This is a genomic window from Pseudomonas helleri, from assembly GCF_009600315.1.
Lineage (GTDB): Bacteria > Pseudomonadota > Gammaproteobacteria > Pseudomonadales > Pseudomonadaceae > Aquipseudomonas > Aquipseudomonas helleri_A.
The window spans coordinates 1-12099 of sequence record NZ_WIWC01000001.1 but is presented as its reverse complement, the minus strand read 5'-3'; the positions used below and the strand labels follow the sequence as shown (position 1 = coordinate 12099).

Genomic DNA, 12099 nt, shown 5'->3' with positions numbered 1-12099 from the left:
CGCGGAGCCCTTCCCATGAGTCAGTTTGAATGTTCCATTTTGCTGCTGGCAGGTGGTCGTGGCCAGCGTATGGGCGGTCAGGACAAAGGGCTGGTGTTGTGGCAGGGACAACCGCTGATTGCTTATGCTCAACGTGCAGCCCGACCGTTGACCGATGACTTGATCATTTCGTGCAACCGTAATCAGCAACACTACGCAGGCTATGCCGACCAGTTGGTCAGTGATGGTAATCAGGACTTTAACGGACCGCTGGCGGGCATCCGCGCCGGTTTGTCGGCTGCTCGGCATTCGCACCTGATGGTATTGCCGTGCGATGTACCTCGTATAGACGGCCCGCTATTGTGCGCCTTACGGGATGTGGCGTTTGAGCATCCGGAACTACCGGTGATGGTGCGTCATGGCGAACACTGGGAGCCGTTATTCTGCGTCATTCCCAAGGCACTGGCAGTCGCGTTTGATCAGGCCTGGCGGGCAGGAGAGCGCAGCCCGCGCAAGATCATGCTCCAGCTCAATGCCCGTGCCTTGCAATGCGCTGATAATGATCCTCGACTGACTAATTTCAATACGCCGGACATGCTCGGTTAACAGCGCAGCCGGAACTTGTCACACTAGCCAAGGAACTTGCAGGCGATGTATACGTCTCAGGGACAGTTAATCTTTAAAGCACTTTCATTCGTTGGAGAAACACAATGACTCATCGTTCGCTCGCCGCCCTTATGCTCGCTGCTGGTCTGGCCGCCCTTGCTGGCTGCGCTTCGCCAACCGTGATCACGCTCAACGACGGTCGTGAGATTCAGGCGGTGGATACCCCTAAATTCGATGAAGATTCAGGCTTCTACCAGTTCAAACAACTGGACGGTAAAGAAACCCGCATCAACAAAGACCAAATCCGTACCGTTAAAGAGCTGTAAGCTCCAGGTACTCACGACAACCCGCCTCGCGCGGGTTGTTTCGTTTATGGGCCGATCTACCACTCCAGATGAATACGGCTTTCGAAGTAGCGCTCTTGCCCCGTCAACGGATCGGCAAAGCGCAAACTCTGCGCCAACAGCTTTAGCGGATTGGCATAGTCATCCAGAGCGTCATTGAGTACCTCAGGGTAGAACGGATCGTTACATATCCCCGCGCCCAGCGCCGCCATATGCACACGTAATTGATGCTTTTTACCGGTCACCGGATAAAGCGCATAACGCCACAAATCGCCGTTTTTCTCACACACCTCAACGAGCGTTTCAGTATTACTGACGCCCTCGCCTTCACGCATGCGAAAAAAAGGCTCTCCCTCAACCAGTCGACTTTTGTGCACCCGCGGCAATTCAAGATCGGGTAAGGCTCGAGCTATTGCCTCGTAGCGTTTCTCGATCTTTCGCGTGGGAAATAACGACTGATACGCCGAGCGACTGTCCGGGTTAGCGGAAAACAACACCAGCCCGGCGGTATGCCGATCAATACGGTGCAGCGGCACCAGATGAGGGTTGTCCAGCGTGCGAATCAAACGGCGCAACAGCGTCTGCTCAACGTATTCCCCGGCTGGCGTCACGGGCAAAAAGTGCGGTTTGTCTGCCACTACCAGATGCTCGTCGGCATACAAAATCGCTTCCTGAACCGGAATAGGCGTTTCGTTAGGCACCTCACGAAAATAGTGAATGCGCAGGCCTTCCTTGTACGCCAAAAACGGGCTTATCGGCGCACCGCTGGCATCGAGCACCCGGCCACGGGCAATCCGGTCAAGCCACTGCTCACGACTGATGGCACTAAAGTGCGTACACAAACAGTCGAGCACCGTCGGCCATGTGCCAGGGGGCAGGTACAAGGTGCTGGCTTGGTGCTCGGCGGGGTTGAAAGGCGGGTTCAACATAGACAACTCAAGGCGGTTAAGGCGAGCGCGGGATTATCGCGCAAAAAGAGCGCTTCTATAGAAGAAAACTCACCACCTGCTCACTCTCAAACGGCCATTCCAGTTCCTCTCCCGTATCGACTCTGCGCAAGACTGGAATTCGCAAGCCGTAAGTCTCAAACAAGGCTTCGCTGTCGGCGATATCCACCAGCTCGACCATAAGCCCATGCTCGACCAGTGGCATCAAAAGCACTTCGGCCACTTCGCACAGATGGCAGCCCACGGTGCCAAACAACTGACATTCGGTTGTCATGATGACTGACTCACGTAAAACGCACATTTTAGAAGGCTTGCTCCATCCCGTCGACCTACAGGGTTCAGCGTCATTTTTGAATTAATACATTCACCCTAGGTGTCTGTGGCGACTACGCTTGATCCACATCAGCGTCGACCTGTCCGGGGTGCTGGATGCTCGCGGTTATTTTTTCGAACTGACAAGGAAGATTTCGTGTTTGCCAATTTGCTCATCATTCTGGCGTCTTCACTGGTCGTGATCGCGTTGTTTCGACGCCTGAAATTGCCCCCCGTGCTGGGGTACTTGTGTGTCGGTTTGATGATTGGCCCGACCGCACTGGACTGGGTTCATGAAACGGCTGACCTTCCTGATCTGGCTGAGCTTGGGGTGGTTTTTTTGCTGTTCTCGCTGGGGCTGGAGTTTTCCCTGCCCAAGATGCTCAAGCTACGCCGCGTGGTCTTTGGCCTCGGCACTCTTCAGGTTCTGGTTACTACCGCGGTTTTGGGGAGTTTGTTGTACGCGTTCGGAATGAGCGCCAGTACCGCTTTCATGCTCGGCGCAGGGCTGTCTTTATCGTCTACCGCCATCGTCAGCAAAGAACTCACCAGTCTGGGTGAAATATTCAGCACCCACGGTCAAAACGCCATAGGTGTGCTGCTGTTTCAAGACGTAGTCGCCGTGCTACTGCTTACACTGGTGCCGGTATTTGCAGGCAGTAGCGATCAGGCATGGTATTGGGCCCTGCCGATTACCTTGGGAAAAACCGTCATCTTATTCGTCGGTTTACTGCTGGCCAGTCGCTACATTTTGCCCCGCCTCTTCCACGAAGTGGCTGCTTCACGCTCAGCCGAACTGTTCGTGCTGCTGGCTCTGGTCATCGTTCTGTTAACCGCTTGGCTCACTCATTTGCTGGGCTTATCGCCTGCACTGGGGGCGTTTTTGGCAGGTATGCTGCTGGGCGAAAGCCACTACCGGCACCAGATTGAAGCGGACATACGGCCATTCCGCGATATCTTGCTGGGCCTTTTCTTCGTCAGCATCGGCATGCTGATTGACCTGCAACTGTTCCTGCACGACGGCTTTGAAATTCTGGGTCTGACCCTGGCCTTAATGCTGATTAAAGGCAGCGTAGTCGCCATTATCCTCAAACTGCGGGGCCGCGATGGTGAAACGGCATGGCGCAGTGGTCTGGCGTTGGCCCAGGGCGGTGAATTCTGTTTCGCGCTCATGGCACAAATGCAGCTCAGCAACCTTATCCCTCCTGATATAGCTGCTCATCTACTGGCGGCGACGTTCTGTTCGATGCTGCTGACACCCTTGATGTTGCGCGCGGCGCCGAAAATTGCGGCCAGCCTGCACCGCAAACCCAATGAAGAAATAGAACTGGAAGAGATTGCCGCCCAAAGCGCCGAATTGCACGGGCACGTGGTGCTGTGCGGCTACGGACGGGTCGGTCAGTCCATTGGACGCTTTTTACGCAGTGAACATTTTGAGTTTGTTGCTTTGGACTATGACCCCGACCAGATCCAGGAAGCGGCAAAAGGTGATAACAACGTGCACTACGGAGATGCGCGCAGGGCTGATTTACTGCGCGCCGTCGGCCTTGATCGGGCACGCCTGCTGGTTATCGCCGTGGACAACACTGAGGTGGCCATGAGCGTTTTGGAGATAGCCCGTTTGATTACCCTGGAAGTCCCCGTTCTGGTCAGAACACGCGACGACAGCCTGCTCACCGAGCTTAAAGTGGCCGGGGCAACTGAAGTCGTGCCTGAACTACTGGAGTCCAGTCTAATGCTCGCATCCCATGCGTTGATCATGCTGGGGCTGCCAGAAAAAGCCGTGCAGCGCAGAGTCAATCAAGTCCGCCATGACCGCTATCACTTGCTGGAAGGTTGCTTCGAAACATCAGACACGCGTGAAACATCAGTTTTCACCCACGAAGATGAATAATCTAAGGTAAGGTTTTGCCTAGGGTCTGTTCTCGGAGCTTTCCTACCCCCAAGGCTCAGAGAATTGCAGTGAACCTTCCGCTAATGCCTACACTCGAACCATCATCAAGCCACTCACGGAGATAATCATGGCCCGCATAACAGCAAAGAATGCTCAACAAATATTGGCCGCAGATTTTCAGGCGCTGATCATCGACACTGAAAGGTTGCTGGAGCACACCAAAACACTGGCCGGTGATCAGGCTGAAGAATTGCGCGCCCAGCTCAATGACCGATTGATCAAGGCCCGTGAAACGCTGGCGGACACTAAAGAAAACCTGCAGGAGCGTGGTCAGGCTGCTGTTGAAGCGACCGAGGACTATGTTCAGGCAAACCCATGGCAGTCCGTCGGTATCGCTGCGGGCGTGGGCTTTTTGATTGGTCTGCTGGCAACTCGGCGCTGATATGACAAACGAAGAATCCGGCTCCCCCCGTTCCTCACCGCGGCGCCTGGGTGCCGCGTTTCTAGGTCTGTTACACAGTCATGTCGAGCTGCTGGGCATTGAGTTGCAAGAACAGAAAGCGCGCACAGTCAGCTTGTTGCTGTTTGCAGGTCTGGCCTTGGTATTTGCGCTGCTTCTGCTGGTCGGGCTGTCAACGCTGGTACTCATCGTATTCTGGGACGATCACCGATTGGCCGCTATTATCGGGCTGTGCATTTTTTATGCGTTGGCGACCGTCTTCTGTGGCATACGCCTCAAGGCAGCGATATTCGATGAGTCCTCTCCTTTCAACGCCACACTCGAAGAGCTGGCCAAAGACCGCGAGCGATTGATGCCATGAGCCTGCCTGAAATGCCGCAAAACGCTTCGCGCCGGGAAATGCGCAAATTGTTGATTCGTCTGCGACTGGAGATGCACCGCCAGGAAATTCGTCATGAGTCGCAACAGTTATTGGAACCGCTGCAAAAAATGCGCGGTATGACCAGCAACTTGAAGCAAAACCTCAGCCTCAAGCACGGGCCGCTTTGGGGTGTCGGGATTGTCACCCTGCTCGGCTTTCTGACCGGCAGAGGCGCCAAAAGTAAAAACGGCAGTGGCACTTCCCGCCTGATCGGCCTGACCACGGGCTTGATACCGCTGATCAAGATGGTGATTCAGGCTACTCGCAAGCCCTGATAGCGTCTGTCTGTGTAGTCGCTGAGTGAGTCTTCATCAGCGGCTACATAACTTTGCCGTGAAGCGATAAGCTGCGTCATCAGTCATTGACGGAGCACAGCGCCTTGGATTGGCAAACCCTGCTTAACCGCGAACGCCTTGCAAAACCCCATCACAGCCCCGAAGAGCTCGGGCGCAGTCCTTTTCATAAAGATCATGACCGAATCATTTTTTCGGGTGCTTTCCGACGTTTAGGGCGCAAAACTCAAGTCCATCCTGTCAACAGTAACGACCATATCCACACCCGCCTCACCCACTCACTCGAAGTCAGTTGTGTTGGGCGCTCATTAGGTATGCGCGTGGGTGAAACGATCCGAGACGCCCTGCCTGAATGGTGCGACCCGGCTGATCTGGGCATGGTGGTGCAATCAGCTTGCCTGGCCCATGACATTGGCAACCCGCCTTTTGGTCACTCCGGCGAAGATGCCATCCGCAACTGGTTCCAGCAAGCCGCTGACCGTGGCTGGCTGAATGACATGAGCGATGCCGAACGCAATGATTTCTTGAGTTTTGAAGGCAATGCACAAGGCTTCAGGGTACTCACGCAGCTTGAGTATCACCAGTTTGACGGAGGCACCCGCCTCACCCATGCAACCTTGGGCACATTTCTCAAGTACCCCTGGACCGCACGTCATGCGGACTCGCTGGGGTACAAGAAGCACAAGTTCGGCTGCTACCAAAGCGAACTGCACTTAGGCCTTGCAGCCAAAAATGACATTTTTTGAAAAGCAACAGCCAAAAAGTTATAAGTGCAACTATTTGGCAATATTAGGAAGATTTAGCTTTCAAAAAAAGAATAAGGAGGTTTTTGCTAGAACTCCACTTTACCAACGATCCCGTGAGCCAAGCCACCTAGATTCGCTCCCCGCCCATACCATTAAACTGTCGAGCCAAGTGCATGGCATAGTTATCTGTCATACCACTCACGTAATCCAGAACCTGCATCATTGCACCGTACTCCTTGGAAACGCCCCCACTGGCATCTAAATTCTTCAAGTCCAGACCAAGAAGCTCAACCACCCTTCTAGTCTTCGAATCAGCTACACTGCCCTTTCTGACATATTCCAAAGCAGCAGAGCAGCTAACGTTAAGCAGCGTAGATATAGTGCTATAAGCCCCTATTTCTAACTCAACCTTCCTTGGATGCTGGAAGATTTCATCACGAGCAAGACCTTTGGCGGCAGCTACACATTCACGCACGTTCTTATCACAAAGTTCTAAGATACCTAGAACCTTTCCAGTCATGATTTCATTATGGTTATTCATGAAAGCAGTCGCTCCAGCATCTACAAAAGCTGAAATAACTTTTCCACGAACCATAGAGAGCCTACGGCCAACCTTCATGCCTTGAATTTCTTTGACAAGCTGATTCTTCTGGTGGTCATCAAGGACAAGGCACAAAATCTCAAAGACTTTATCCCACTCAAGGATACCCATCTCTACACCATCTTCTAAATCAAGAATGGCGTAGCAGAAGTCATCAGACACTTCCATCAAGTTAGCCAGTGGATGGCGACACCGCCAACCATCACCCAGCTTTAACAAGCCAGTAGCGTCCGCCACTTCATTGAACAAATCCAATTCAGAGCAGTAAATACCATATTTGTTCTGAATAGGTCTTTGCCCATTAACAGCATCACCAGCAAGCCAAGGGTATTTGATGAAAGCACCTAATGAAGCATAGGTTAGACGCATCCCCCCTTCATATGGATGATATTCCGAGGTAGTTAAAACCCTAAACCCTTGTGCATTGCCTTCGAATCTACGTAAATCAGTAGCTTCATTAAAAGGCAATTGTTCAATTATCTTCGCCCCAACATCATTGGTAAACCAGTGACGAATAGCTTCTTCACCTGTATGTCCAAAGGGAGGGTTGCCAATGTCATGAGCGAGACAAGCAGTTTGGACAATATCACCAATATCAGAAGCTGAATGTTGCTCAGGGATAAGTCTTTCATTCAGAAGCTCTTGACCCACTCTCACTCCCAAAGTCCGGCCCACACAAGCCACTTCTAAACTATGCGTGAGTCGATTATGAACGTGGTCATTAGTGGCAAGAGGATGAACCTGAGTCTTTCTTGCAAGGCGTCTAAAAGCCCCTGAGAAGATAACCTTGTCATGATCTGAGTGGAAAGGCGAACGGCCTAGCTCGGATTTGGGAGGCCTGCCGCCAAGACGGGTGTTATTCAGCAACTTGTCCCAACTCATGCTGCCCATGTTCACCTCTTAAATCATTTATACAACATCCAATATAGCTTACTTAAACAATATTTCAAAACGCATTCGAACAACCATCAACTTAGGCAAACAATAAGACTTTTTTCAGCCTGCCAACCACTATCTATTTATGACAACGTATACAAATGTCCTTAGATACGTACAAGAAATAATTTCAAGCCTGAGCAGCATCGACAAAGCTTAGATTCCGAAATGGCTGGTGAAGCTACGATAAGACTTTTTTAACTCATCCATGTCGTTCGGCGTTGGTGAAAAGGTAGCGAAAAGAGCTGAATAGATTTTTTTGTCTTTTCTCAGGTCACCTGTCCAGATTCCTTTCGGTATTGAACGGGTAACAATACAGTCAAATATTTGATCATTAAATTCAAGAACTAAATTCTGACAGATATTGAACACGTTGTTTACTGAATCTAGTGTTGGTGATATGGGTTTTTCCAAGTAAATGGAAAACTTATCAAGTCCTAACTCAATTGCATTTTTCGAACCTAAAAGTCCTGAGCGATGAGCGATGCAGTGCCTGAGATGACAAACTTTTTCAAATTCGTCAAGAGCAGTGTCTAGGGCGGGAATCTGTTGGGGGTTGATGGGTAACCCAAGGAAGTTCTTTACATTTTTTAATAGCGTTTCTTTACTCACGAACGTACTGTCTTCAAGTAATGCTTCTGGCAATAAATGAGAGAGATGAAAAAGAACAGCTCCATAAGAGACCTTATTTTTATAGCTGTGTGCCCTTGAGTCCTCATCCGAGATAAGGACTCGTCTGATTATTGCACGGAAATATGATTCAACACCTGATACGACTCCAATAATCGCAAGGTTTGCTTTGATTCTCCACTCCTCAGAGTCATCTTCTTTGCCAAGTATCTTTGTTAATAGTTCACGCTGACTAATAAAACGGGCAATAGGCGATGAGTCTATTAGCTCAACGTCTCTAAAATAAATCATTGAGTCAAATTTGGATGAGGTTCTTGGCCCAGATACGAGGCTCTTGTACGGAGTTTGTTTGGCTTTCATACTAGAAACTCATTAACCCATTGATTAATTCTTCTATATATATCTTCTGCCCTAGCAGCTTTGACCCTATGTGCTTTTTGAAGCTCATTTGCGGGGTCTTGACTCCGAATTACATCTTCGACGGTTTTGAAGCTAGTAAATTTATCGATCGCTTTAATTTGAAATTTTGTTAAAGGAAGTTCATTAAGTGGTTTTGCCATGCACTCTTTGAATGTCGAGTGATCGACTAGAGGCTTGCCGCACTCATGGCAGAACTTCTGTTTTTCAGTCATGCGTTCCGCTTGGCAGTTATGACAAGGTGGGAGGTTAAGGTTCAGCATAGATAATTTATCTTTAGCTATGATTGAATCAAACGAAGGTCTGGATGGATGCTTTGCGGATTTCTTTTTCAGTATTTCTAGCAATTCAGACGATTTAAAACCTCTGTTTTTTGTTAGAACTCTGCTTTCAAGTAACAGAACAATGTGTGGTATGAAACGCCTTAATTTTCTTCCCGGGCCATGTGAGATATCGTCGGTTTCGTAGAGCAAGCCTGCCTCGATTAAAAACCTAATCATTCTCTCAGCTTTCGGTGGGATACCAGTTACGCCAACGGCGATAACTTTTTCGAAAGTGTTTTCATCCCTATCGATTCGCTCATGGTTGAATTTTTTTAGGTTGGCGACCGTATTATTTAAAAACTCACCTCCTAGTTCAATTACCCCTTTGTATTGCTTAAGCTTATCACCGATAGATAAATACTCTGCGAGCATGTATTTCTTTCTATCAGATATCACCTTGTTAAATTTTGACTGCGTACTGGTTGTTTTTAATTGTTGGTACTCCCTTACCATCATAATGTAGGCTCTTGGAATGCCAAATGCTGCATACTTAAAGAGGGTAAGTATTTCCTGAGGAATGGTTATGTCGGATTCAAATCTGTTTTCAGTTAACGAACTCATAAACTCAATATATTTTGGGTTTTCAACATTGAGCCAGACATGAATTGGCTCAGCGTCGTGACCTAAGTGAAAGCGTGGGCCATATTGAGTCGTACCCGGATAAACAGATGCCTTCGGAGAAATATGAGCGGTCTTTAAACTTCTGAAAATTTCAAAAAACTCAACCATGTATTCCGGCGTCAGTGTAAGTGCCGCATCATCCAACAATAAAACTGCACGCTTTCTTCCCGCTATTTGAATAGCATCCTCTATATAACCCTGAGTTTTTTCTACCGAGATGGTCTTTACAATAGAGTCATGGGTCGAATTATATTGCTGCTTTTCAACCGACTCGATAAAATCTTGAAGGTTTTTGGGTTCTAGCTCGCTCTGCTCTGGAATCATGCTATAAGTTCTTAGACAATCCAGAAGGATTTTGCTAAGTACCCAAGCATGAAACACACCAATTGCGTTAGATGTTTCATTAAGATAAGTTTCTAAGCGAAGGTAGTGATTGAAAGAAACGTATATTGGCAAAGGCTTACTTTTATCTTCTTTGCAACTTATATAGGCAAGTCTCATCTGGTGAGTTTTGCCTGTACCCCGTGGGCCAATAAGTAGCTTTGCACCTACTTGAAATAACTTTTTCTGTATCTCATCAAAATACTGACCCTTGGCTGTCTTATCCTTAATATAGCTATCAGGGAGATAGTCTGCTCTTTCTTCGAACTCATGAGACTCAAGCTCTTTAAAATCCAGCTCTTCTTGTGTGCTTTTCATTACCTGCTTCCTTTACAGGGCCGCTATTTTTTGGTATTTTGCAGCGTCAGTTTATGAGGTTTTTTTGGTGTCATTGGAGCAATATTACACTGAAGAGGGGATTGGGGAAAGATTGGCCTCAATGCTACCTCCTATGACGCCACGGCAATGTATTGAGCTTAGTGCCGGCGAAGGGGCTCTTTTGCGTCCTATAATTCGCAAGTGGCCGAGAATAAAAGTAACCACATGTGAACTTGACCCGCGAAATGTGTCAAAGTTGAAATCAAGCTTCAAAGGAAAGCATTATAATATTGATGTCCTTTCCGAGTCCTTTGAAAGTGTATTTCTGGGCAAATTTTCTCGTTTCGATTTTGCTGTTAGTAATCCTCCTTTTTCATGGAGGAAAGTTTCAGATTATGATATTTCAATCCTAGAAGCATTTGGACTGCGTGATGTATTCAGCGGTTTACGTATTCGAAGTGAAGTGCTATTCGTTTTGCAGTATTTGAGATTAATGGCTGACTCTGCCTGTGTGGCTTTCATTCTTCCAGAATTGATTGTTTGTTCGGCTGCGTTTGCAAAATTTCGCTCTAGATTATTAAAGTTTTGTAATGTGATTGCTGTCGCTGAAATTGGCAGTGGTGCCTTCAAAGGAACCGAGGCTAAAACTTACATTCTCATACTGAAAAAGGGGGAGTCCGATGACAGCTTTACTTACACAGATGTTTTCGGAGTGCCTGTAACAAAACGACAGTCTGACTTTAGCGTAGGCTTGAAAGAGTTAAATATCGGGTGTCAGCCTTATTCGGATTCTGATGGGTTCTCGATAAAAAGAGGACAGCTTTCAGGGAAGGCGTGCAGGTCACTAGGACTGCCTTATTATCACACAAGCGGCTTTTTTGATAGTGCAATTGGCGTTGTCCCTATCCCTTTAAAGTCAACTATGATTACAGGCAAGAAAATCCTAATAGCTACCAAGGGTGACATTTTAATTAGTCGCGTAGGAAGCAGGGTTGTTGGGCGAGCCGTTGTTGTCGAAGAACGTGAGTACCTAGTGTCTGATTGTGTTTTCAGAGTGCGTTTACCATCTTCTATTAGTCGAAATATTTTTTTGAAATATTGGGTGGAGAGCTGCTTGCCTAGGGTTGCGTCACAGGCCAGAGGAACTTGTGCGAAGTATATTACTGTTCAAGACTTGACCGTATATCTGAGAGAGTTCTTGCAGTCTACTGACGAAAATCTTGCCTCCGCCACCCGTTAATATTTTATACTCTATTTCTTCATCGTGCGTTAACTCCCTTCATCTGAGTTTCAATCGCCTAACATTTGATAACTACGGGTGCCCGCGTTTGCTTTAAAATTTGGAGCACGCTCTCAACCCATAGATTATAATATTCAATCACACTGCAACCCAAGAGACCTTTTTGCCATCCAACTGGTCACATCAATTCGCTTTAGAATAGCCTCCTGATCAGGCTCCAAGGTATATATTTCTTTTGCCGCACCTATTTCATAAATAATCAAATCCATGAGTCGGCCCGCGTAATCATGATCCTTTAACTTCTCTATCTCTTCGTGACTTGAAAACAACTCTGCTAACGCAATGTAGCTTTCTTCTAGCAATCTCTCTGTCACAACAAAACAAATCTGACTGTCTTCATATAATTGATGGAGAAACGGAAGAGCTTTAATGGTATGCCTAATTTCAATACCGCCCTTTGCCCTATGATAATTGGCAATGGTGTCGTACAGGGCATCACGCATAAGTGAACTTTGTCCTTTGTGGTGAATTTGTGGCAGTGCTTCATTTCCAGGGCGGCGGCAAAAACTGAGTGCAACACCTGACCTTTCCGGTACGGTGCTGCCCTATGTCTTATTCCGAACTCAGCGT

The 12099-nt window shown here is 48.1% G+C and carries 13 protein-coding genes and 1 pseudogene; 8 read left to right on the top strand and 6 right to left on the bottom strand.

What is annotated here, in order from left to right:
* Positions 1-15 precede the first annotated feature (15 nt).
* Together mobA and GHN86_RS00065 are read left to right on the top strand one after the other, a co-directional pair.
* Positions 16-585 (top strand): molybdenum cofactor guanylyltransferase MobA, encoded by a 570-nt coding sequence (gene mobA, locus GHN86_RS00070; RefSeq protein ID WP_153377052.1) that lies wholly within the window; start codon positions 16-18, stop codon positions 583-585.
* A 104-nt stretch (positions 586-689) separates the two neighbouring features.
* Positions 690-911, top strand: a complete 222-nt coding sequence (locus tag GHN86_RS00065; RefSeq protein ID WP_122784031.1) for a YgdI/YgdR family lipoprotein — start codon at positions 690-692, stop codon at positions 909-911.
* A 56-nt stretch (positions 912-967) separates the two neighbouring features.
* Here the strand turns inward: GHN86_RS00065 and GHN86_RS00060 are convergent, their stop codons facing one another.
* Positions 968-1858 carry a pseudouridine synthase gene (locus GHN86_RS00060; protein ID WP_153377051.1) on the bottom strand — a complete coding sequence of 297 codons (891 nt, stop codon included), beginning with the start codon at positions 1856-1858 and terminating at the stop codon, positions 968-970.
* 55 nt (positions 1859-1913) lie between these two features.
* Positions 1914-2150 (bottom strand): glutaredoxin family protein, encoded by a 237-nt coding sequence (locus GHN86_RS00055; protein WP_153377050.1) that lies wholly within the window; start codon positions 2148-2150, stop codon positions 1914-1916.
* A 195-nt stretch (positions 2151-2345) separates the two neighbouring features.
* Between GHN86_RS00055 and GHN86_RS00050 the strand changes: the two genes are divergently transcribed.
* The 5 genes and pseudogenes from GHN86_RS00050 to dgt all read left to right on the top strand — a co-directional run.
* Positions 2346-4082 (top strand): monovalent cation:proton antiporter-2 (CPA2) family protein, encoded by a 1737-nt coding sequence (locus GHN86_RS00050; protein ID WP_323369104.1) that lies wholly within the window; start codon positions 2346-2348, stop codon positions 4080-4082.
* A gap of 127 nt (positions 4083-4209) precedes the next feature.
* The gene (locus tag GHN86_RS00045) at positions 4210-4524 is read left to right on the top strand and encodes a DUF883 family protein (RefSeq protein ID WP_153377049.1); all 315 of its coding nucleotides are present in this window, start codon (positions 4210-4212) and stop codon (positions 4522-4524) included.
* Position 4525: 1 nt separating this feature from the next.
* Positions 4526-4903, top strand: coding sequence for a phage holin family protein (locus tag GHN86_RS00040; RefSeq protein WP_153377048.1), 378 nt, complete (start codon positions 4526-4528; stop codon positions 4901-4903).
* Positions 4900-5238, top strand: coding sequence for a hypothetical protein (locus GHN86_RS00035; protein WP_153377047.1), 339 nt, complete (start codon positions 4900-4902; stop codon positions 5236-5238). The genes GHN86_RS00040 and GHN86_RS00035 overlap by 4 nt, the downstream gene beginning before the upstream one ends.
* 104 nt (positions 5239-5342) lie before the next feature.
* Positions 5343-5972: pseudogene (dgt, locus tag GHN86_RS00030) on the top strand (dGTP triphosphohydrolase); the annotation flags it as partial.
* 157 nt (positions 5973-6129) lie between these two features.
* Here dgt and GHN86_RS00025 read toward each other — a convergent pair.
* The 3 genes from GHN86_RS00025 to GHN86_RS00015 all read right to left on the bottom strand — a co-directional run bounded on the left by GHN86_RS00025 (position 6130) and on the right by GHN86_RS00015 (position 10229).
* Entirely contained in the window at positions 6130-7485 is a 1356-nt protein-coding gene (locus GHN86_RS00025) for a deoxyguanosinetriphosphate triphosphohydrolase (RefSeq protein WP_153385922.1), read from the bottom strand.
* Between the two features lie 210 nt (positions 7486-7695).
* The gene (locus tag GHN86_RS00020) at positions 7696-8529 is read right to left on the bottom strand and encodes a hypothetical protein (RefSeq protein WP_153385921.1); all 834 of its coding nucleotides are present in this window, start codon (positions 8527-8529) and stop codon (positions 7696-7698) included.
* The gene (locus GHN86_RS00015; protein WP_153385920.1) at positions 8526-10229 is read right to left on the bottom strand and encodes a zinc ribbon domain-containing protein; all 1704 of its coding nucleotides are present in this window, start codon (positions 10227-10229) and stop codon (positions 8526-8528) included. Before GHN86_RS00015 ends, GHN86_RS00020 begins: the two co-directional genes overlap by 4 nt.
* 67 nt (positions 10230-10296) lie before the next feature.
* Here GHN86_RS00015 and GHN86_RS00010 point away from each other — a divergent pair, with 67 nt between their 5' ends.
* Positions 10297-11469 carry an N-6 DNA methylase gene (locus GHN86_RS00010; protein WP_153385919.1) on the top strand — a complete coding sequence of 391 codons (1173 nt, stop codon included), beginning with the start codon at positions 10297-10299 and terminating at the stop codon, positions 11467-11469.
* Between the two features lie 134 nt (positions 11470-11603).
* Here GHN86_RS00010 and GHN86_RS00005 read toward each other — a convergent pair whose 3' ends face one another.
* On the bottom strand, positions 11604-11972 hold the full coding sequence (locus GHN86_RS00005) for a hypothetical protein (protein WP_153385918.1): 369 nt from the start codon (positions 11970-11972) through the stop codon (positions 11604-11606).
* Positions 11973-12099 lie beyond the last annotated feature (127 nt).